This window comes from Psychroserpens jangbogonensis, assembly GCF_000797465.1.
Taxonomy (GTDB): domain Bacteria; phylum Bacteroidota; class Bacteroidia; order Flavobacteriales; family Flavobacteriaceae; genus Psychroserpens; species Psychroserpens jangbogonensis.
Map to the genome: position 1 here is coordinate 509,113 of NZ_JSWG01000009.1, position 21,280 is coordinate 530,392.

Genomic DNA, 21,280 nt, shown 5'->3' on the forward strand with positions numbered 1-21,280 from the left:
AAAAATTGCAGAACAAATATAGTAAGATTTAGGGTTTTTCACTAATTAATGTAGCGATAAAGAGCTATTTTACAATATGATAATATTAATCCCTAATTACCTTACTACCAATTTTCTAGTTGCAGATAATTTATTCTCTTTTATTTTGAGAATGTAGATACCAGGAGATAATCTAGAAATATTAAGTGATTCACTTAAGATTGAAGCAGCAAAAATCCGTTTGCCTAAAACATCATAAATCTCGATAGTTTTAGGTAAATTATGCTTAGTTGTGATAAAAATTTTGTCATTTTTTACAGGGTTAGGAAATATAGACAAACCTTCAATAGTACTTGATATTGTTGTAGTATGATCAACTGATTGAGCATTACCTAAATTGGGTAAATTCAAGAAACAACAAACTAAAAAAATAAACAGGTAGTTTTTCATCACAATTATAATATAGTATTGATATTAGTAATAAAGTACCAAATTTTGTACCAAAAGTATTTTTTACTTAAGAAACCCTATAAATTGTTTCTAGAAAATCATGGCAAGGTTAACTTAATGTTATTAATGTAAAGGAGTTTATTCTTTTTTGTTATTAATCCTATCTTTACGTAGGATTTTTAAAATCTAAGACAAAAACCTATAGGTTTATAGGAATAGCTTAATCATGAAAAAAAGAGATATTAAAATTTTATTGGTTGATGATGAACCAGATATTTTAGAGATAGTTGGTTATAACTTGTCTTCTGAAGGTTATAAGATTATTACTGCCGAAAACGGACTTGAAGCTGTTAAGATTGCTAAAAAAGAAAAGCCTCAACTGATAATTTTAGATGTAATGATGCCTGAAATGGATGGTATTGAAGCCTGTGGATTGATTAGGAAAATTCCAGACTTGAGTGATACCATTATTACATTTTTAACGGCAAGAGGAGAAGATTATTCGCAAATGGCTGGTTTCGATGCAGGAGCGGATGATTATATTACAAAACCAATTAAACCTAAAGTTTTGGTTAGTAAAGTAAAAGCACTTTTGAGACGTCTTAAAGAACAGGATGAGACCCAAAGCATTCTTGAAATAGGAGACTTAATTATTAATAGAGAAGAATACAAAATATCACTTCAAGGCAAAGAAATCATTTTACCGCGAAAAGAATTCGAATTGTTATCTTTGTTAGCAACAAAACCAGGAAAGGTCTTTAAGCGAGAAGAAATCTTAGATAAGGTTTGGGGTAATGAAGTTGTCGTTGGTGGACGTACAATTGATGTTCATATTAGAAAACTTCGTGAAAAGATTGGAGATCATAGCTTTAAAACCGTTAAAGGTGTTGGTTATAAGTTTGTAGATTGATGCAAAACAAAATAAAAAAAACGTATAAGTTTGCTTTTAAAACTTCACTGTACGTTACTATTTTTTTAACGCTCTTATCGAGTGTTTTTTTGTATATACTTCATTCAGTTGATTTTCTCTATTTGTTAGTTTTTGCCATATTCACCTATTTAATTTCTTTTATTGTAATTCAGTACAGAGTAGAACGATTTATCTATAGACGTGTAAAAAGAATTTATGACGATTTAACTCTTCTGGAATCTTCTACATTACGTAAACAGCCCATTACAACAGACATGGTAACGCTTACTCAAGAAATTGAAAAGTATGCCAGTGATAAAAAGATGGAGATTGAAACCTTAAAAGTAAGGGAAGAGTATCGAAAAGAGTTTTTAGGTAACGTTTCTCACGAACTTAAAACACCGCTATTTACTGTTCAAGGCTATTTATTAACCTTGATTGATGGTGCAATTGACGATAAAAATGTAAGCGAGAAATACTTGAATAGAGCCAGTAAAGGTTTAGAACGACTTATTTATATTGTAAAAGATTTAGACATGATTACCAAACTAGAGGTTGGTGATTTGAGACTAAATATTGAAACCTTTGATATTATTGAATTGGTAAAAAGCGTCTTTGATTTATTGGAAATGAAAGCTGCTAAAAAGAAAATCACGCTAACTTTTGATATGGATTATAGTTTGCCAATCATGGTTACTGCCGATAAAGACCGAATACAGCAAGTGCTAACAAATCTTGTAGTTAATTCCATAAAATATGGAAAGGAAAAAGGGACTACTGAAATTAGCATAGAGAATCTAATAAAAAATAAAGTGATTATTCGCATTACCGATAATGGTGAAGGCATCTCTAAAGAAAATCTAACACGACTTTTCGAACGCTTTTTTAGAGTTGACAAAAGTGGTTCTCGTAAAGAAGGTGGTTCTGGTTTAGGATTGTCTATTGTAAAGCATATTATTGAAGCTCATGATGAAAAAATTTATGTCGAAAGCGATTTAGGTATTGGTAGTGAGTTCTCATTTACCCTTGAAAAGGCTAAATAACTTTTTGTAATTGGTAATGTAGTCAGTTGACTTTAAACCACTAAACTCTTCAATAGATTTAAGCATTTCAATTTTAAATTCATTTTGGTTGCAACTCGGTACATAACCAAGTTTTGTTAATCGTTTTGCAATATATTCTTGTTCAAATTGACCAGGTGTTGGAATGAAAAATGCTTTTTTATCCAGTTTTGCTAAATCCATTACTGTAGTATATCCTGATCTAGATATTACAACATTACTCTCGTTTATTGCTTTTTCTAAATCTGTGCTCGTCATAAAATTATAACTAGTCATATTATCCTTAACAGTTGCTTTAGACTCGTCGTCAACAATGCCTTTCACTAATAATAGCTTCCCTTTAAACGAATTTAGTTTTTTTAAAAGCAAATTTTGCAACAGTGTGCGTTGAGGTTCTGGACCAGAAAGTAAAACCATAAGGTCATATTTTGATTCGCTATCTAACTTACTGAAACGACTTAACGGACCAATATACTTTACAGGAATACCTGCGACAGTAGCATGACCAAGTTCTCCACTTAAATTGTCTTCACCAATATTATCAGGCACCCAACATTCATCAAAGCGTTTGATTATTTTTTGATGCATTTCGGTGCTTAACCAAGTTGTATTTCCGCTTAAAACTTTGAGCTGATGCGTCATAAACACACATGGAATATGTTTGCTATGCACACCAAGTCTATTATCTGAAATAATGCCATCAATATTGTAATCCTTAATTATGGTATTAGTAACTCTCTTTTCGGCATTAACTGCTTTAATTAGTTTCGGAGAGTTTTGAAGCATTTTTAGTTTAAAGAATTGTCCCTTTTTTGAATATGTAATGTTATAGGAAGGCAATTCAATGGTTTCAAGTTCAGGAAATTCTTTTTGCAATAATTTTAAAGCAATCCCATCACTTGCAATTACAGGTTCAAAACAATTTGCTAGCAATGCATGAATTAAAGGTATGCACCTCGCAGCATGACCTAAACCCCAATTTAAAGGAGCTACAAGTATTCGTTTTTTAGGTTCTTCTTGTTTCAGTGGAATTCTAATTTAAACATGACAGATAAAAACAAAGATAATACTAATATGTTTCGTTAATTTTGGCGAAATATTAAATTAATTGTGGGAAGTAAGAATAAATTAAAACGGTTTAATGAAAATGATACGTTTGCTAATGTCATCCAGCCAACACGTGATGAATTAGTAACCGGTAATTTTCAATTGAAAGGAAATTGGCAAGCCAACTTTTTTAAGAACTCAAACCCTTTAGTTTTAGAACTAGGTTGTGGTAAGGGAGAGTATTCTGTTGAATTGGCTAAGAAATACCCTGAAAAGAATTTTATTGGTATTGATATTAAAGGTGCTCGATTTTGGAGAGGTGCAAAGACTGCTATTGAAGAAGGAATTCCAAACGTTGGGTTTATAAGAACTCAAATAGAACTCGTTGATTTTGCTTTTGCTGAAAATGAAGTAGATGAGATTTGGATTACTTTTCCAGATCCACAAATAAAATATAAGCGTACTAAACACCGAATGACAAATTCTCAGTTTTTAAAACGTTATAAAACTATTTTAAAACCTGATGGCATTGTAAACCTAAAGACAGACAGTGAGTTTATGCATGGATACACGCTTGGTCTTTTACAAGGCGAAGGTCACGACATACTTTATGCTAATCATGATGTGTATAAACAAGAAGGTAGTCCTGAAGAGGTTACAAGCATCCAAACCTTTTACGAATCGCAATATTTGGAGCATAACAAACCAATTACGTATATTAGGTTTAAATTAAAATAGATTTTGAATATTACAGTCATTTTTTTTCTAGGATTATTGATAGCACTATTAGGAGTTGTTCCACCTGGATTACTAAATATGACTGCTGCAAAAATTAGCTTAAAAGAAGGCGCAAATAGAGGTATAATGTTCTCTATAGGTGTTTGTCTCATCGTTTTTTTACAGACTTACATTGCTGCAATGTTTGCTCGTTATTTGAGTAATCATAAAGATGTTGTAGAAATTTTACAACGCGTTGCTTTTGTGATTTTTATATTAATTACAATTTACTTTTTATTACTGGCTAAAACAGAAAATAAGCCAGATGTAGAAACCGATTCCAGAAGTAGTAAACACAGTCGTATATTTCAAGGCATGTTTTTATCTGCAATTAATGTGTTTCCAATACCATACCAAGCTTATATGACCATAACAATTGCTGGATTTGGTTGGTTTGCTTTTGATCCTACGAGCATATTGACATACTGTTCTGGAGCATCAATGGGCACATTCGTAATGCTTTATGTCTATATCTTCTTTTTTGATAAAGTCAAGAGTAAACAGTTTACATCCCAAAAGAACATGAATAAAAGTATTGGAATTATAACTGGGATTGTGGCAGCAGTAACATTGATTCATATAATAAAGGATCTGTAAGATGAAGCCTGAAACTTTAAATTTCTTCGATAAAGTATACGAGGTTGCTAAGGTAATTCCCTTTGGAAGAGTTACGAGTTATGGTGCAATTGCAAATTATCTTGGCGCAAAAAGAAGCGCTAGAATGGTAGGTTATGCAATGAACGGTTCTCACGGAAAAGATATTCCTGCGCATCGTGTTGTAAATAGAAAAGGTCTTCTTACAGGAAAACATCATTTTGATGGTACTAACCTCATGCAACAATTGTTAGAAAGCGAAGGCATCACTGTTGTTGACAACCAAATACAAGATTTAGATACGATTTATTGGGATCCAGCTAAAGAGTTATAATTAATCCTTAATTACTTTTCGTACAACTTCTCCTTGAATCATTTTAATTTTCACAAAATAAGTACCACTTGAAAGGTCTTCAGTAGAAAAATTCACATAAGTTTTTGAACCAATCAGAGCAATTTCTTTAATGCGTCGTCCAGAAATATCATAAATACTAATTTGCTTAATTGCTTGTTTTGATTCTAAATGCAAAACATTTGTTGTTGGGTTAGGATACAATGTGATGTTATTGTTTGCTAACTCAAACTCTTCAATACTCAACGTAGCGATGGTAGTTTGTGCAATATTCGTAATGATAGGAAAATTGAAATCAAAATAAATCTCAGCATTGTTTTCAAAAGTATCTCCTAAAACTAAGGTCTCTAATGTTTTAATTTTGAAAGCAATGAAACCATCATTATTTGAATCGTCAAAAGGTAAATTGATATTTTCAAAAATAAATTCTATGTAATTAGCATCATTGTTTATTCTAGCTACAAAATTATGACTTGCATGTAAAGGAATAAGTGAAGCTAAATCGTACTTATTAGTGTCAATAATATCTTTTACAACAATATTTACAGCACTTGCACTTCCAGTATTTTCAAAACGAATCATATAATGTACATACTCACCAATCATTTCAGGAGAAATAAAATCACCTTCCAAACATGTTTTATCATTAGGATCAAAAGAATTTACAACCGGTTGACGCAATGAAGAAGCATTGTCAGTTGGAGTGGAATCGTTATTAACCGGGAATATTTGAGCATTAAAACTTAATAAATCACCATCGTTCAATGGAAAATCTGGATCTGTTGGTGGATTCAAATTCATAGTAATATCAATCTCTCTAGATTCAAAAGGTGCTAAGTCAATAAAATCCCATGTGAGAATTCCACCTAAATTACCGTCTTCTGAAGGTGCTGCGTTAATAAAACTAGACACGTTGATAATATCAGAAAAAATGAATTCTAAATAACCTGACAAAGTTGTAGTTCCTTTGTTTTTATAAACAAGTTTATAATCAGTATCAAAACCAGGACGCGCATCTTCAAGAGGAATGATCGTAATTTCTAAATCGTTGTGTTCACCATTAGGTGTAATACAAAAATCTTGTTGGTGTGGACTTGCATCTGATGGAAATGAAACAGCAATGTTTAAAGGCATCACCATAAAATATTCGGGATTTTCAAGAATGGGAGTAATAGTGTAAGTGTCTGCTTCAACAGGAATAGAATAATCTCCTGTTGTATTGGAAACAAAATTCCTAGTTTCAGTGCCATTTGTGATTGCAAAGTTAAGATTAGTAAAAACAGCATCGTTAATATCACAACCATTAACATCAGAATCAATTCTTGTATTGCCTTCTATAATAAAATAGTCATTTCCAGGAACGAACGAACAGTAAGAGTTTAAAGTATAAAATGTTATTCCGGAATTTTCTAATATTAATTCAACGGAGTTGAATTCATATTCATCTGCACATATATAAAATAGGTTTGGATTGTTATTGAAATTATAACTATATAAATCTATTGGCTCAGAAATAGTCACATCAGATATACCATTTTTCAATATCAGTGTTGTTAATTGATTATCATTAGCATAAATTGAGGAAAATGGAACTGTGTTGTTAGATAAATCTAATGTTGTTAATTGATTTTCTTCACAAGAAAGAAAAGTTAAACTAGGAGTACCGCTCAAATCTAAGGAGGTTAATTGATTGTCATAGCATGATAACGCTGCTAATAAGGGTGAATTTCCAATTGTCAACGTTTCTATTTGATTAGAGTAGCATCGAAGGAGTTCTAAGTTAGGTGCATCTATAATTTCTAAAGATGTTAATTGGTTATTGCGACAATATAATCTTACTAAACTCGGTAAGTTATTCACATCTAAAGAAGTTAGTGAATTATATCCTATTAGAAATCGACTCAAATTGGGTAACGAATTATACTCAAAGGATGATATTTGATTAGTAGTGCAATCGAGTATATTTAGTGATGGTAAGTCACCGAGCGTGAGCGTTTCGATTTGATTATCAATACAGTATAGATTAACTAAGTTAGGTGCATCCAAAATCTCTAAAGATGTTATTTGGTTAAAGTCACAATTTAATTCTTCTAATCCAGGCAAGTTGGAAACGTCTAAGCTGGTTAATGAATTGCTGCTGCAATTCAATATTTTGAGTTGATTTAATGATAAATTTAAATTCGAAATTTCATTTGAATTACAGCTTAAATATTCAAGGTTTACAAAGTTTTCAATTCCATTTAATGATGAAATAGACAATGAATTTAAATATAAGTTTGTTACTGCCTCTGCTTCAGAAACTTCTATTTCACCGTCATTGTTAGTGTCAGCGTCAGAATCAAAAACTTCATCATTATCTGTGTCAACACAATCTGTATTCACCAAAGCATTCTTAAAATTGGTATCCGGAAAATTAATAATTTGTGCATTAATCGTAAAAGAGATTAAAAGGGCAACTAGTAAAACGTAGAGGTTTTTCATAAATTAATCTTTAATTACTTTTTGTACAATTTTTCCTTGATTCGTTTTAATTTTCACAAAATAAGTACCACTTGAAAGGTCTTCAGTAGAAATATTGACGTTAGTTTTTGATCCAATCACAGCAATCTCATTTATGAGTCTGCCGGAAATATCGTAAATAGAGATGTGATTGATAGCTTGTTTTGATTCTAAAATTAAATGATTAGTAGTCGGATTAGGATACAACAAAATAGAATTATTTGACAATTGAAAGTCTTCAGTACTTAACGTTGCTATGGTTGTCTGTTCGTTATTGGTTACGATTGGGAAATTAAAATCGAAGTAAATTTCGGCATCATTTTCAAAAGTATCATTCAAAGCCAAAGTGTCTAATGTTTTAATTTTAAAAACGATATAGCCATCATTATTAGCATCATCAAACGGTAAGTTGATGTTTTCAAAAATGAACTCTACATAATTGTCCGTTGCATTGTTTTGTATTCTGGCAACATAATCATGACTAGCGTTTAACGGAATAAGTGTTGAAATATCATATTTGGTTCTATCAATGTCATCTTTTACAACAATATTTACAGCACTAGCAGTTCCTGTGTTTTCAAAACGGATCATATAGTGTACAAAATTACCAACCATTTCAGGTGTAATAAAATTACCTTCTAAACAAGTTTTATCGTTAGGATCATAGGAATTGACTACGGTTTGATTTAATGTAGATGTATTGTCATCTGGTGTTTCATCAGTTTCAGAAGAATTGATAGTTGCTTCAAACACTAAAACTTCACCACCATTTACTGGAGGCGTTTCCATAGGAGAATTGAGATTCATTATAAAATCAATGTTACGACTTTCAAAAGGTTCTAAATCATTGAAATTCCAAGTTAATTGGTTAGGAGATTGCGCATCTTCAGTTGGAGTAGCAAAGACCAAATCCATAAGGTCATCTTCAAACGTTAAATCCACACTTCCAGATAAAACTGTTGTGCCTTTGTTTTTATACATAAGTGTATAGTGCGTATCAAAACCAGGACGTGCAAGCTCTAATGGGATGATGGTGATTTCTAAATCATTAAATGTGCCAATTGGTGCTATGCAAAAATCTTGAGTAAACGGACTTTCATCTGTTGGGAAATCTACAACTAAGCTTGAAGGTGTAACAGAAAAATAAGTTGGATTATCAAGACTTGGGGTCAGAATGTATGCACCCTCTCCAACAGGAATAGAATAATCTCCGGAAGCGTTTGCAATAAAGTTTCTTGTTTCAGTATCAGTAGTAATTTCAAAGTTTAAGTTAGGATAAAAAATATCATTTGAGTCACAACCATTGCTATCTAAATCAAGTGTTGTATTACCTTCAATAAAATAATTATCTCCACCTGGATTAAAAGTGCAATACGGGCTCACAGTAACATTTGTATAGCCACAATTATCCACTATTTGTTGTACACCATCTACATATATAGTAATGATATCACCTCCTTCATCAATTGTATATGTCCAACTCTCAATCTCATTTTCGTCTGCGCAAACAAAAGTTAAATTTGGGTTATTACAGATAGAATAAGAACTATATTCAAAACCATCATAATTACTTAATCCATTTTTAAAAGAGATCGTTTCTAGTATAGGATTACCTTCAATATAATAATTGCCATCATCATAATTGTCACCACCTAACTGAACTGAAGTCAAATTGGGATTAATTTGGCAAGAAAAATGTGTCATGTATTGTAGTTCACTTACGTCAAGTTCAGATATACCAATATTAGCAAGAGTAAGGAAATCTAAGGTTAAACTTAATTCTAATGACGTTAAATTAGGGTTATTAGTACAGTAAAGTTCAGTGACTTCCAAATCACCAATATCTAATGAGGTCAATTCATTATCACTACACTCTAGTATATCAAGTAATGATGAATTTCCAAAAAGCAATGAGGTTAGTTGATTATTTAAGCATTCTAGACCTCTTAAATTTGGAGCGTTAATAAAGTCTAAAGATGTTAATTGATTATTTGAGCATTCTAGAAACATTAAATTTGGAGCATTGTTTACATCTAAAAACGTAAATAAATTATTACTTATCGAAAGATTAGATAAATTAGGTAACCAACTAAAATCAAAAGTGGAAATTTGGTTATTATCTACAAAAAGAGCAGTAAGATTTGCAAAGTTTTCAATGCCTTCTAATGATGAAATAGATTGACCTTGAATGAACAAACCTGTTGTAATTGCTAATGCTTCTGAAACTTCTATTTCGCCGTCTTCATTTGTGTCGGCATCAGTATTAGCATTTCCAGGAACAGATACACAATTCGTATTTACCAAGGCGTTTTTTAGGTTAGCATCAGGAAAATCAATAATCTGAGCATTAATAGTAAATGAGATTAAAAGGGTGACGAGAAATATGTAGTAATTTTTCATAGTTTAATCTTTAATAATTTGCTTTACAACTTCTCCAGTTTCTGTTTTAATCTTTAGGAAATAATTACCTGCTGAAAGCGCTTCAATAGAAATCGTTAGTTCAGTTTTTAAGCCTATAACAGCTATCTCATTTATGAGTCTGCCAGAAATATCGTAAATAGAGATATGTTTAATAGCTTGCTTTGATTCTAAAGTTAGCTTATCAATTGTCGGATTAGGATATAACAAAATAGAGTTGTTAGCCAACTCAAAGTCTTCAGTACTTAAAGTCGCAATTGTAGTCTGTTCATTATTAGTAATGATTGGGAAATTAAAATCGAAGTAAATTTCTGCATCATTTTCAAAGGTATCATTCAATGCTAAAGTATCAAGCGTTTTAATTTTAAAAACGATATAACCATCATTATTGGCACCATCAAAAGGTAAGTTGATATTTTCAAAAATAAATTCAACATAATAATTTGATGCATCATCCTTAATTCTAGCCACATAATCATGACTTGAATGTAAAGGTACAAGCGTAGCTAAATCGTATTTACTAATATCTATATCATCTTTAACCACAATATTTATAGCATCTGCAGTTCCTGTATTTTCAAAACGAATCATATAGTGTACATAGTCGCCAACCATTTCAGGAGTAATAAAATCACCTTCCAGACATGTTTTGTCATTTGGATCAAACGAATTCACTACAGTTTGATGAAGCTCAAAAGTATTATCATCAGGAGTTTCATCAGTTTCTGAAGAATTAATACTAGTTATAAATGTTAGTTCATCTCCATCGTTTAAAGGAGGTGTTTCCATTGGAGAATTTAAGTTCATCGTTAAATTAATCTCTCGACTTTCAAAAGGAGCTAAATCAATAAAACTATAACTTAATAAATCCGGGAGTCCAGATTCATTTGGAGGTGTTGAGGTAACAAACTCTATGACTTCATCTTGAAACCCAAAATCGATACTTCCAGATAAGGCTGTTGTTCCTTTATTTTTATAAATCACTTTATAATTGGTGTCAAAACCGGGACGCGCAAGCTCTAATGGAATGATGGTAATCTCTAAATCATTAAAAGTACCAATCGGTGTGATGCAGAAGTCTTGTAAAAACGGACTTACATCTGTTGGGAAAGACACATCCAAACTTGTAGGTGAAACAGAAAAATAATTCAAATTTTCTAGAGTAGGTGTTATGGTGTGCGAAACATTACCCACTGGAATGTAATAATCTCCAGAAGTGTCAGAAATGAAATTACCAGTTTCAGATCCATTAGTGATTGCAAAATTTAGATTAGGAAAAATAGCATCGTTAGAGTCACAACCATCTGTGTCTAAATCTAATCTTGCATTTCCTTCAATAGTATAATAATCACCTCCTGGTTCAAAAGAACAATAAGAGCTAACAGCAACGTTCGTATAACCACAATTATCAACTATTTCTTGTACACCTTCTACATTTATAGTAATGATATCACCTCCTTCATTAACCGTATATGTCCAACTCTCTATCTCATTTTCATCTGCGCAAACAAAAGTTAAATTTGGGTTATTACATATAGAATAATAGGCATATTCAAAACCTGAAAAATTACCTAGGCCGTTTTTAAAAGAGATAGTTTCAAGTACAGGATTGTCTTCAATAAAATAACCGCTAGTTTCTGAATACCCTTGACCTACCTTAACAAAAGTTAAATTGAGATTATTTCTGCAACCAAATATATAAAGGTTTGGTAATCCACTTACGTCTAGCTCAGTTAAACCGATATTATTAAGACTAAGTTCACCTATGTATGAATTTAATTCTAATGACGTTAAATTTGGATTATTATCACAGGAAAACTCATAGACGTGAATAGCGCTTAAATCTAATGTCGTAAGTTGATTATCACTACAAGAGAGTATATCAAGTGAGGGCAAATTCTCTAGAGTCAATGAGGTTAATTGATTCATCTCACAATGTAGAGACAATAAGTTTGGAGTATTGCTAATATCTAATGATGTTAATTGATTATTTGTACATTCTAGATACATTAAATTTGGGGCATTATTTACATCCAAAAACTCAAATAAATTATTATGTATCGAAAGAGTAGTTAAATTAGGTAGCCAACTGAATTCAAAAGTTGAAATTTGATTATTACCTACCGAAAGCGTAGAAAGATTAACAAAATTCTCAATACCTTCTAATGATGATATAGATTGATCTTGCAGAAGCAAAGCTGTTGTAATTGCTAATGCTTCAGAAACTTCTATTTCACCATCATCATTTGTATCTGCATCAGTGTTAGGGTTTCCCTGAACAGATACACAAGGTGTATTTACCAATGCATTTTTTAGGTTAGCATCAGGAATATCAATAATCTGTGCATTTAAGGTAAATGAGATAAAAAGTGCAACTAATAAAGTGTAGAGGTTTTTCATAAAGTTGGTTTTCAAGTTATTAAAGTTACATTTTTTTTACAAATTGAGTCATAATCAATCCAAATTATACCATAAGAAATAGCAATCCCAACACTTTAAACTTCAAGGTTTATTAAGTACCTTTGCATTTAGAATGATTCTGAATAGAATCTATTTTTAAAAATGATTATGAAATTAAATAAACAAGATATATTTAAGGCGCTCGAAACTATTACTGTTCCTGGAGAAGGACAAAATATGGTAGAGAGTGGAGCTGTCACAAATGTGGTAACCTTCGCAGATGAAGTTATTGTTGATATCACAATTAAGAATCCAAGTTTGCAAGCCAAAAAGAAAACTGAAGTAGAGATCATGAAAACCATTCATGATATTGTGTATGAAAAGGCTAAAATAACTGTTAATGTAAAAGTTGATGCACCTGCTAAATCTGCTCCTAATGTGATTAAAGGGAAAAAGATTCCAGGCATTCAAAATATTATAGCTGTCGCTTCCGGAAAAGGAGGTGTTGGTAAATCTACAGTTACTGCAAATTTAGCAGTGACCTTAGCAAAAATGGGTTTTAAAGTTGGTGTTTTAGATGCCGATATTTATGGTCCTTCAATGCCAATTATGTTTGATGTAGAACTAGAAAGACCTGTTGCAGTAAATGTAGATGGGAAATCTAAAATGCGTCCTGTAGAAAACTACGGTGTTAAAATGTTATCTATTGGTTTTTTCACAAAACCTGATCAAGCTGTAGTTTGGAGAGGTCCAATGGCAGCAAAAGCACTTAATCAAATGATTTTTGATGCGGCTTGGGGAGAACTCGATTTTTTATTAATTGATTTACCTCCAGGAACAGGTGATATTCATTTAAGTATCATGCAATCACTTCCAATTACAGGAGCTGTTGTAGTAAGTACACCTCAAAATGTAGCGTTGGCAGATGCCAAAAAAGGTGTTGCAATGTTTCAGCAAGAAAGCATCAACGTACCAGTTTTAGGTATTATCGAAAATATGGCTTACTTTACACCTGATGAGCTTCCTGATAACAAATATTACATCTTCGGAAAAGAAGGCGCTAAAAATTTAGCAGAAGACTTGGGAGTCCGATTTTTAGGTGATTTACCGTTAGTACAGAGCATTAGAGAAGCAGGAGATATTGGTCGTCCAGCGGCATTACAAACAGCGACGACTTTAGAACAAGCTTTCGAGAAGTTAACGCAAAATGTTGTTGAAGAAGTCGTAAGACGAAATGACGATCTGCCTCCAACAGATGCAATTAAAATAACAACTATGGCTGGATGTTCAGCAGTAAAGAAATAATAAATGAGTACAGAAGAACTTAGACTTAATGTCGAAAAAGCATTAGACGAAATCCGTCCTTTTTTACAAAGTGATGGAGGCGATATTTCATTATTATCTATTGAAAATGATACCCTAGTAAAGGTACAATTGCAAGGCGCTTGTGTTGGATGTAGTGTTAATCAAATGACACTTAAATCTGGTGTAGAGATGACCATTAAAAAATATGCTCCGCAAATAGAACACGTAATTAATATTGAAGCCTAAATGTGACTTTTGTCACATAATTTGTCTTGTTTTTCAATTAATTTTACGTTCCGAAATTTAGATTCATGATTAAAACAGATATACTCATAATTGGCGCTGGACCAACAGGTTTATTTACGGTGTTTGAAGCTGGTTTACTTAAATTGAAATGTCATTTAATTGATGCTCTGCCGCAACCAGGTGGACAATGTTCAGAAATATATCCAAAAAAACCTATTTATGATATTCCTGCATATCCTGAAATTCTTGCAGGCGATCTTACCGATAAATTATTAGAACAATGCAAACAGTTTGAACCAGGTTTTACGCTTGGAGAACGTGCAGAAACTATTGACAAACAAGATGATGGTACATTTATTGTAACGACCAATAAAGGAACAAAACATCATGCATCTGTAGTTGCAATTGCTGGTGGATTAGGAAGTTTTGAACCTCGAAAACCATTAATTCATAATATTGTTGATTTTGAAGATAAAGGCGTAGAATATATTATAAAAGACCCTGAATTCTATAGAGATAAAAATGTAGTGATTGCAGGTGGAGGAGATTCAGCACTAGATTGGAGTATTTTTTTAAGCCATGTGGCAAGCAAAGTAACTTTAATTCATAGACGAAATGAGTTTCGTGGGCATCTAGATTCTGTTGATAAAGTTCAAGAATTGAAAAACGAAGGCAAGATTGAATTAATTACTCCAGCTGAGGTTATTGGAATCGTTGGAGATAAAAAAGTGAAAGCAATTGTTGTAAAACAAGCGCAACATATTGAAAAAGAATTTGAAGTAGAATGTGATCACTTTATTCCGCTTTTTGGTTTATCACCAAAATTAGGACCTATTGCAAATTGGGGTTTAGAAATTGAAAAAAACGCCATTAAAGTTGATAATGCTTTAGATTATCAAACCAATATCCCTGGGATTTTCGCCATTGGTGATGTAAACACATATCCAGGTAAATTAAAATTAATCTTGTGTGGTTTTCATGAGGCAACATTAATGTGTCAAGCTGCATACCAAATTATTAATCCAGGCAAGCGTTACGTATTAAAATACACAACGGTTAGTGGAGTAGATGGTTTTGATGGCACAAGAAAAGAAGCGCCAAAAGCAGTTGTTAAAAAGATAGAGTAGTGGAACAAGATGTCAATATAAAAATTACCGATAGAGATGGTGTTACGCATGAAGTAAAAGCACCAACAGATATGGCAATGAACCTTATGGAAATTGTGCGTTCTTATGAATTGGCTCCTGAAGGAACTATTGGTATTTGTGGTGGCATGGCAATGTGCGCTTCCTGTCAATGCTATGTATTAAGCGAAACAGAACTACCAGAAAAGCAAGATGATGAAGAAGCGATGCTAAGTGAAGCGTTTTATGTTCAAGATAACTCGCGCTTAGGTTGTCAAATTCAAATGACTCCAGAAATGGAAGGTTTAGAAGTCGTGTTAGCTCCCGAATCGTAACCTTACTCTGTTTTATAATCAGACAATTTATTAGGTCCTTCCAGTAAAATTCTAACAATTTTTAAGGTACCATCATCAGATGTGGCTATTTGCCATTTGATGAGTGATATTTCACCATTTTCAATTTCAATACCTGTTATACTTCTCGGATGTACACAGCTACCATCGTTAAAAAAAGCAATGTCTCCTGGTTCAGGAAATCGTGGTCTGTGTGTATGACCAACAACGGTAATTAAGTTGTCGTTTTCAGTAATCCACTTTTTAGTCCTACGCTCAATTTTAATTAATTCTTTATAATTTTTTGCTGGACTAGTCGGATCTGCAATACCCATTACGTTAAGCGGTTTCCAGAGAACGCGAACCATAAATCGGCTCCATTTCCAAAATAAATAATTCCACCAATCGGCTTGATGACCATGCGTTAAAAATAGTTCTTGACCAGAATCAGAATGTTTCAAAACTACAGCTTCATGATATTTAAGATTGCAAAACAACTCTACATCTTCTCCAATTTTTGCGTCAAAATAAGTTGATAAATTCTTTTCTACATATTTGGGATCACGATATACCATATCATGATTTCCCCAAATCATATGAAGTCGTTCTTGTTCATGAAACAATTTCAACAACATATACACGTTTTTGTGTGCATTTAAAATAGAATCAAATGAGATATTTTCCCAAAGCTCATCGCCATCGCCAAGTTCGCAATAACTAAATCCTTCAGTATGATATTGTTTTAAGGCATGAAAATAGATGTTTCTGTTATTGGCGAAGTCATCTGCAAAACTATTATCACCTCTATGACAGTCACTGAAAAGAACAATCTTGCTAGAATTGTCAAATGGAACAACTTTAGCATTCTTGTAAGCGCGATCTAATCTAGTTTTTGAAGACATGAAGTAAATGTAAACAAAAAATGCCTTTCATTTGAGAGGCATTTCTTAATTTTTATTTTAAATACTACTCATAACGATTCCACATGAGTAGGATAATAAAAGCCACTTTGTGGCCTATTTGAAGGCGTTGAGACCTGTGACATCTAAACCTGTTATAAGTAAATGAATATCGTGAGTACCTTCATAAGTCACTACACTTTCAAGGTTCATCATATGTCTCATGATAGAATATTCACCACTAATTCCCATTCCGCCTAACATTTGTCTAGCGTCGCGAGCAATTTTTAATGCCATATCAACATTGTTTCGTTTTGCCATAGAAATTTGGGCAGAAGTAGCAGTTCCATTTTCACGCATAACTCCTAAACGCCATGCTAATAATTGTGCTTTTGTGATTTCAGTAATCATTTCAGCTAATTTCTTTTGTTGTAATTGAAACTGGCCAATAGGTTTCCCAAACTGAATACGTTCTTTGCTATAACGTAAGGCAGTATCGTAGCAATCCATTGCTGCTCCAATTGCTCCCCAAGCAATACCAAAACGTGCCGAATCTAAGCATCCAAGTGGAGCTCCAAGACCAGATTTGTTTGGCAGTAAATTTTCTTTAGGAACCTTCACGTTGTCAAAAATAAGTTCTCCAGTAGCACTTGCACGAAGAGACCATTTGTTGTGTGTTTCAGGTGTTGAGAAACCTTCCATGCCACGTTCAACAATTAAACCATGAATACGTCCACTTTCATCTTTAGCCCAAACTACAGCGACTTGACAAAAAGGAGAATTTGAAATCCACATTTTTGCACCATTTAAAAGATAATGGTCTCCCATATCTTTAAAGTTTGTCACCATTCCACTAGGATTACTACCATGATCAGGTTCTGTAAGACCAAAAGATCCAATCCATTCACCTGAAGCAAGTTTTGGTAGATACTTCATGCGTTGTTCTTCATTTCCGTATTTCCAAATAGGATACATAACTAAAGACGACTGTACAGAAGCTGTACTCCTTACACCAGAATCTCCACGTTCAATTTCTTGCATGATTAAACCGTAAGAAATTTGGTCTAATCCAGCTCCTCCATATTCCACTGGGATATAAGGGCCAAAAGCGCCAATTTCAGCTAAGCCTTTAACAATTTGAGTTGGGAATTCTGCTTTTTGAGCATATTCTTCAATTATAGGTGAAACATCACGTTTTACCCAGTCTCTAGCTGCATCACGTACTAATTTATGTTCTTCAGAAAGTAATTCATCAAGATTATAATAATCAGGTGCTTCGAATAAATCTGGCTTCATTATAAGATATATTTTGTTTGGATAACAAAAATAACGAAATCGTTTTCTTAAAACTACATTTTCAAATAAAAATCCTTTGTCAAATTGATGTAGTCTTCTGTGTAGTCATGACGACTGGTTTCAATAATTAATTCTGAAGTTAGGATATCTGTTTTTGAAGATGAAAATTCAATTAGACTTCGTTTTATATCTGTTGAAGGCGTGCCCTTTACACGTGTTATTCGGTTAGGGAAAAGAGAAACTTTAGATGCTAAGACTATAAAGTTTTGTTCCTCAGAAAATGGTATGACTACGGAAAACAAACCATTTTCAGAAAGCAAATTAACAACGCTCTCTAATAAATGCCCAAAAGGCATGGCGTCTTGAAATCGTGCTAAATCACGTTGTGAGTTTTCAGTTTTATAAGTTTCAGAATAGAAAGGTGGATTACAAATAATTAAATCATAGGTATCATCAATTTCTTCTGCATACTCTTCTAAGGAAGCATGATAACAAAACAAACGATCGCTCCAAGGCGATTGTTCAAAGTTATTTACACATTGCTCATAGGCTTGATCATCAATTTCTAAGGCTTCGATAACTTGAGCATGACTTCGCTGAGCTAGCATTAAAGATAAAACACCAGTTCCGGCTCCAATATCTAAAATCGAAAAGGGGTTGGCTTCAATAGAAGTCCATGCACCCAATAGCACACCATCTGTACCAATTTTCATAGCACATTGGTTCTGGTTTACACTAAAATGTTTGAATTGAAAAGGCTTACTCATCTAAATATAAATCAATCAGTCCTTCAGGAGTATCAACAAAAATGATTTTATTTTTTTTATCAATCTTAGAAATAAATTCGTCATTCATTGGGATTAAGATTTCTATTCCATCTCTATCTATTTCAAAAAGTGATTGAGCTGTCGAGTCGTTGATAGATTTTATAATTCCAACATGACCGAAGGTTTTGTCTTCTACTTTAAAACCAATAATTTCATGAAAATAAAATTTATCGTCATCAAGTTTTGGTAAAAATTCAAGAGGCAAGTATAAATTACTTTTCATTAAAGAATCTGCATCTGCTTCGGTATCTACTTCTTCAAATTTAATTCTTAGTAATTCAGATTTATGTAGTTGAGAAGATTCAATAAAAAAAGGAACAAGGTTATTACGTACTTCTACAAATACGGATTCCATATGTTCATAGATCTTAGGTTCATCGGTGTCTAATTTTATTAATAACTCACCTTTAAAGCTGTATTTTTTGACAATCTTACCTAGAAAGAAACAATCTTTTTTATTCATATCTAATTGTACTATGCTATTTAACAAAAAAACTCCGATACATTGTATCGGAGTTTAAAAGTATAAAAAATATTTTTCTATTCTTCTTCGTTTGAAGCTGTTACTTCTTCACCTTCACTTTCAGCTTTCGCTTCTTCAGCTACTACTTCTTCAGCTACTACTTCTTCAACAACAGGAGCCGCAGCTGCTATTCTTGCTTCATTAACTGCTTTTTCAGCAGCCAAGGCGTCAGCTTTTGCTTTCGCTTCAACTTCAGATAAACCAGCTTCTTTTGCCATTACTTTAGTTGCTTTCTCATCTAACCAAGCATTGAATTTTGCTTCAGCTTGTTCTTCTGTTAAAGCACCTTTAGCAACACCACCTGCAAGGTGATTTTTAAGCATTGCACCTTTATAAGATAAAATTGCTCTAGCTGTATCAGTAGGTTGTGCACCATCCTGTAGCCATTGTACTGTACCATCAACATCTAATTCTACTGTTGCTGGGTTAGTGTTTGGGTTGTAAGCACCTAATTTTTCTAAGTATTTACCATCTCTTTTTGATCTTGCATCTGCTGCTACGATCCAGTAGTAAGGCTTCCCTTTTTTACCGTGTCTTTGTAATCTAATTTTAACTGACATATTTAATTAATTAGTGAGGTTCTCGACCTCTATTATTAATGAGAGCGCAAAGATAATACATTTATTTAATTTAGAACATTTTATTTGAAATTAAGTAATATTGAAATTTTATTATACTTTTGAAAGTTCTAAAACGTTATATTTACCCAAAAATGTGCCTCATTTTTATTTAGAGGAAGAAAAATTAAACCCAATGAAAAGATTAGTTATACTCCTTATAACAGTATTGACATTTGCAAGTTGTGGTGATGAAGTTGAATTTAATTCACCATCAATACAAGGTAATAAAGATTATGTACTCTGGAAAGCAGAATTTTTTAATGCTGATATAGATAGTAATGGATATCTAACCATTACTGGAGGAAATAATGTTGAAACATTAAAACTTAGAATCCCTTCAGCTGCTGTTGGTTCTTATAATTTGGGTGATGTACAATCTATGGTAGCAACTTTTACTACTGGAGATGGTACTGTTTTTTCTACAAATAACAGACCAGATCCTAGTGTAACACTTTATCCTGAGTATGGTAAAATTTTCTTAGATGAAATTATAAATAATACATTTACTGGTACATTTCGTTTTAATGCCTATGACGAAACAGGTTTACGTGTTGTAAACTTTAGTGGTACTACTGAAGAAGATCCACTTAATGGTGGGATATTTTATAGAGTGCCTTTAACTTCAGGAAGTTTTCCAGCAATGATTTTTACATGTGCTGATGCCGAAGAGCAATCAGATTTGCTTCAAGCGGCTTTTGATGCAACTACAGCAGACGAGCTTACTTATATTAGTAGTAGTGATTATATTACTGCTTGTGAGGCTCTTGCCGCATCCTTAGAAATTCAAAGAGAATATTGTGGTGATATTGGTGGTGCTATTCGAATTAGAATTGACGAATTAAATGCTTGTGTTTTTCCATGTGAAATTGCAGAAGAAAATAGAAATATCGCAGAAGATGTTATTGAAAACACTACTATCGGAGACTACATATTGGCGTGTTTAGATTATCAATTGTATTTACAAGAACAAATTGATTTCTGCGAAGACCTTGATGGAAGTATACAATTAGAATTAGATGATTTAAATTGTGGAGACGATGATAATGATGGCATACCAAATGCTTTTGAAGACTTTAATGGTGATGGTGTGTTTGATGATGATACTGATGGTGATGGTCTTCCTAATATATTAGACAACGATGATGATGGTGACGGAATTCTAACTATTGATGAAGCTAAAGATGAAAATGGGAATCCATTAGATACTGATGGTGATGGTGATGTTGATTATCTTGACAATGATGATGATGGAGATGGAATATTAACACAAAATGAAGGCGGAGATACAGATGGTGATGGTGTTGTAAATTATTTGGATAACGACGATGATGGAGATGGCTTATTTACTCAGTTCGAAACTGGAACTGGAGATACAGACGTCGATGGTCAAGTTGATTATTTAGATGATGACGATGATGGTGATGGTCTTTTAACAATAAATGAAAATGCAGATCCTAATATGGATGGAGATCCTGCAGATGCTGTAGACACCGATATGGATGGTGTGCCAGATTATTTGGATAACGTCTAAATTTCTTAAAAAAACTATATAAAAGTCAGCTTGTGAAAGCTGACTTTTTTTGTTTAAAACTGTTCATAACTTTCCTTTTAAAAAAGAGGA

The 21,280-nt window shown here is 32.7% G+C and carries 20 protein-coding genes; 10 read left to right on the plus strand and 10 right to left on the minus strand.

What is annotated here, in order from left to right; genetic code table 11:
* Nucleotides 1–96 precede the first annotated feature (96 nt).
* Nucleotides 97–390 carry a T9SS type A sorting domain-containing protein gene (locus RH81_RS09330; protein ID WP_241478975.1) on the minus strand — a complete coding sequence of 98 codons (294 nt, stop codon included), beginning with the start codon at nucleotides 388–390 and terminating at the stop codon, nucleotides 97–99.
* A 265-nt stretch (nucleotides 391–655) separates the two neighbouring features.
* Here RH81_RS09330 and RH81_RS09335 point away from each other — a divergent pair, with 265 nt between their 5' ends.
* A complete protein-coding gene (locus RH81_RS09335) occupies nucleotides 656–1,339 on the plus strand; it encodes a response regulator transcription factor (protein WP_033959905.1) in 684 nt (227 codons plus the stop codon).
* Nucleotides 1,339–2,382, plus strand: a complete 1,044-nt coding sequence (locus tag RH81_RS09340) for a sensor histidine kinase (RefSeq protein ID WP_033959906.1) — start codon at nucleotides 1,339–1,341, stop codon at nucleotides 2,380–2,382. The genes RH81_RS09335 and RH81_RS09340 overlap by 1 nt, the downstream gene beginning before the upstream one ends.
* Here RH81_RS09340 and RH81_RS09345 read toward each other — a convergent pair.
* Nucleotides 2,356–3,333 carry a glycosyltransferase gene (locus RH81_RS09345; protein WP_241478976.1) on the minus strand — a complete coding sequence of 326 codons (978 nt, stop codon included), beginning with the start codon at nucleotides 3,331–3,333 and terminating at the stop codon, nucleotides 2,356–2,358. The genes RH81_RS09340 and RH81_RS09345 overlap by 27 nt on opposite strands.
* A 177-nt stretch (nucleotides 3,334–3,510) precedes the next feature.
* Between RH81_RS09345 and trmB the strand changes: the two genes are divergently transcribed.
* Genes trmB through RH81_RS09360 form a run of 3 tightly spaced genes read left to right on the plus strand, consistent with a single transcriptional unit; the run spans nucleotide 3,511 to nucleotide 5,152 of the window.
* Complete coding sequence (gene trmB / locus RH81_RS09350; RefSeq protein WP_033959908.1) at nucleotides 3,511–4,185, plus strand: tRNA (guanosine(46)-N7)-methyltransferase TrmB; 675 nt, start codon at nucleotides 3,511–3,513, stop codon at nucleotides 4,183–4,185.
* 3 nt (nucleotides 4,186–4,188) lie between these two features.
* Nucleotides 4,189–4,821 (plus strand): LysE family transporter, encoded by a 633-nt coding sequence (locus RH81_RS09355; RefSeq protein ID WP_033959909.1) that lies wholly within the window; start codon nucleotides 4,189–4,191, stop codon nucleotides 4,819–4,821.
* A gap of 1 nt (nucleotide 4,822) precedes the next feature.
* Complete coding sequence (locus RH81_RS09360; protein ID WP_033959910.1) at nucleotides 4,823–5,152, plus strand: MGMT family protein; 330 nt, start codon at nucleotides 4,823–4,825, stop codon at nucleotides 5,150–5,152.
* Here the strand turns inward: RH81_RS09360 and RH81_RS09365 are convergent, their stop codons facing one another.
* Genes RH81_RS09365 through RH81_RS09375 form a run of 3 tightly spaced genes read right to left on the minus strand, consistent with a single transcriptional unit; the run spans nucleotide 5,153 to nucleotide 12,487 of the window.
* On the minus strand, nucleotides 5,153–7,651 hold the full coding sequence (locus RH81_RS09365) for a T9SS type A sorting domain-containing protein (RefSeq protein WP_033959911.1): 2,499 nt from the start codon (nucleotides 7,649–7,651) through the stop codon (nucleotides 5,153–5,155).
* 3 nt (nucleotides 7,652–7,654) lie between these two features.
* A complete protein-coding gene (locus tag RH81_RS09370) occupies nucleotides 7,655–10,069 on the minus strand; it encodes a T9SS type A sorting domain-containing protein (RefSeq protein ID WP_033959912.1) in 2,415 nt (804 codons plus the stop codon).
* A gap of 3 nt (nucleotides 10,070–10,072) precedes the next feature.
* Nucleotides 10,073–12,487, minus strand: coding sequence for a T9SS type A sorting domain-containing protein (locus RH81_RS09375; RefSeq protein WP_033960300.1), 2,415 nt, complete (start codon nucleotides 12,485–12,487; stop codon nucleotides 10,073–10,075).
* Between the two features lie 168 nt (nucleotides 12,488–12,655).
* Between RH81_RS09375 and RH81_RS09380 the strand changes: the two genes are divergently transcribed.
* The 4 genes from RH81_RS09380 (at nucleotide 12,656) to RH81_RS09395 (ending at nucleotide 15,497) form a co-directional block, all read left to right on the plus strand.
* Nucleotides 12,656–13,792: an Mrp/NBP35 family ATP-binding protein gene (locus RH81_RS09380; protein WP_033960301.1), complete on the plus strand. Its 1,137-nt coding sequence runs from the start codon at nucleotides 12,656–12,658 to the stop codon at nucleotides 13,790–13,792.
* A gap of 3 nt (nucleotides 13,793–13,795) precedes the next feature.
* On the plus strand, nucleotides 13,796–14,038 hold the full coding sequence (locus RH81_RS09385; protein WP_033959917.1) for a NifU family protein: 243 nt from the start codon (nucleotides 13,796–13,798) through the stop codon (nucleotides 14,036–14,038).
* A 65-nt stretch (nucleotides 14,039–14,103) separates the two neighbouring features.
* Nucleotides 14,104–15,165 carry an NAD(P)/FAD-dependent oxidoreductase gene (locus RH81_RS09390; RefSeq protein ID WP_033959920.1) on the plus strand — a complete coding sequence of 354 codons (1,062 nt, stop codon included), beginning with the start codon at nucleotides 14,104–14,106 and terminating at the stop codon, nucleotides 15,163–15,165.
* The gene (locus RH81_RS09395; RefSeq protein ID WP_033959921.1) at nucleotides 15,165–15,497 is read left to right on the plus strand and encodes a 2Fe-2S iron-sulfur cluster-binding protein; all 333 of its coding nucleotides are present in this window, start codon (nucleotides 15,165–15,167) and stop codon (nucleotides 15,495–15,497) included. Before RH81_RS09390 ends, RH81_RS09395 begins: the two co-directional genes overlap by 1 nt.
* Nucleotides 15,498–15,499: 2 nt before the next feature.
* On the opposite strand, the gene RH81_RS09400 is transcribed toward RH81_RS09395, so the two are convergent.
* From RH81_RS09400 to RH81_RS09420, 5 genes are all read right to left on the minus strand, one after another.
* Complete coding sequence (locus RH81_RS09400; RefSeq protein ID WP_033959922.1) at nucleotides 15,500–16,396, minus strand: metallophosphoesterase family protein; 897 nt, start codon at nucleotides 16,394–16,396, stop codon at nucleotides 15,500–15,502.
* A gap of 114 nt (nucleotides 16,397–16,510) precedes the next feature.
* Nucleotides 16,511–17,689, minus strand: a complete 1,179-nt coding sequence (locus tag RH81_RS09405) for an acyl-CoA dehydrogenase family protein (RefSeq protein WP_033959923.1) — start codon at nucleotides 17,687–17,689, stop codon at nucleotides 16,511–16,513.
* Between the two features lie 53 nt (nucleotides 17,690–17,742).
* Nucleotides 17,743–18,456, minus strand: coding sequence for a tRNA1(Val) (adenine(37)-N6)-methyltransferase (locus tag RH81_RS09410; RefSeq protein ID WP_033959925.1), 714 nt, complete (start codon nucleotides 18,454–18,456; stop codon nucleotides 17,743–17,745).
* A complete protein-coding gene (gene rimM / locus RH81_RS09415; RefSeq protein ID WP_033959926.1) occupies nucleotides 18,449–18,979 on the minus strand; it encodes a ribosome maturation factor RimM in 531 nt (176 codons plus the stop codon). Before rimM ends, RH81_RS09410 begins: the two co-directional genes overlap by 8 nt.
* A 77-nt stretch (nucleotides 18,980–19,056) precedes the next feature.
* A complete protein-coding gene (locus RH81_RS09420; RefSeq protein WP_033959927.1) occupies nucleotides 19,057–19,599 on the minus strand; it encodes a 30S ribosomal protein S16 in 543 nt (180 codons plus the stop codon).
* A gap of 193 nt (nucleotides 19,600–19,792) precedes the next feature.
* Between RH81_RS09420 and RH81_RS16490 the strand changes: the two genes are divergently transcribed.
* A complete protein-coding gene (locus RH81_RS16490; RefSeq protein ID WP_152604814.1) occupies nucleotides 19,793–21,190 on the plus strand; it encodes a DUF6252 domain-containing protein in 1,398 nt (465 codons plus the stop codon).
* Nucleotides 21,191–21,280: the final 90 nt, after the last annotated feature.

What these genes read in the sequence shown, in the direction of transcription:
- RH81_RS09335 (WP_033959905.1), top strand. Translation starts at nt 656, where the DNA reads ATGAAAAAAAGAGATATTAAAATTTTATTGGTTGATGATGAACCAGAT.
- RH81_RS09340 (WP_033959906.1), top strand. Translation starts at nt 1,339, where the DNA reads ATGCAAAACAAAATAAAAAAAACGTATAAGTTTGCTTTTAAAACTTCA.
- RH81_RS09360 (WP_033959910.1), top strand. Translation starts at nt 4,823, where the DNA reads ATGAAGCCTGAAACTTTAAATTTCTTCGATAAAGTATACGAGGTTGCT.
- RH81_RS09365 (WP_033959911.1), bottom strand. Translation starts at nt 7,651, where the DNA reads ATGAAAAACCTCTACGTTTTACTAGTTGCCCTTTTAATCTCTTTTACG.
- RH81_RS09370 (WP_033959912.1), bottom strand. Translation starts at nt 10,069, where the DNA reads ATGAAAAATTACTACATATTTCTCGTCACCCTTTTAATCTCATTTACT.
- RH81_RS09375 (WP_033960300.1), bottom strand. Translation starts at nt 12,487, where the DNA reads ATGAAAAACCTCTACACTTTATTAGTTGCACTTTTTATCTCATTTACC.
- RH81_RS09380 (WP_033960301.1), top strand. Translation starts at nt 12,656, where the DNA reads ATGAAATTAAATAAACAAGATATATTTAAGGCGCTCGAAACTATTACT.
- RH81_RS09385 (WP_033959917.1), top strand. Translation starts at nt 13,796, where the DNA reads ATGAGTACAGAAGAACTTAGACTTAATGTCGAAAAAGCATTAGACGAA.
- RH81_RS09390 (WP_033959920.1), top strand. Translation starts at nt 14,104, where the DNA reads ATGATTAAAACAGATATACTCATAATTGGCGCTGGACCAACAGGTTTA.
- RH81_RS09400 (WP_033959922.1), bottom strand. Translation starts at nt 16,396, where the DNA reads ATGTCTTCAAAAACTAGATTAGATCGCGCTTACAAGAATGCTAAAGTT.
- RH81_RS09405 (WP_033959923.1), bottom strand. Translation starts at nt 17,689, where the DNA reads ATGAAGCCAGATTTATTCGAAGCACCTGATTATTATAATCTTGATGAA.
- RH81_RS09410 (WP_033959925.1), bottom strand. Translation starts at nt 18,456, where the DNA reads ATGAGTAAGCCTTTTCAATTCAAACATTTTAGTGTAAACCAGAACCAA.
- rimM (WP_033959926.1), bottom strand. Translation starts at nt 18,979, where the DNA reads ATGAATAAAAAAGATTGTTTCTTTCTAGGTAAGATTGTCAAAAAATAC.
- RH81_RS09420 (WP_033959927.1), bottom strand. Translation starts at nt 19,599, where the DNA reads ATGTCAGTTAAAATTAGATTACAAAGACACGGTAAAAAAGGGAAGCCT.
- RH81_RS16490 (WP_152604814.1), top strand. Translation starts at nt 19,793, where the DNA reads ATGAAAAGATTAGTTATACTCCTTATAACAGTATTGACATTTGCAAGT.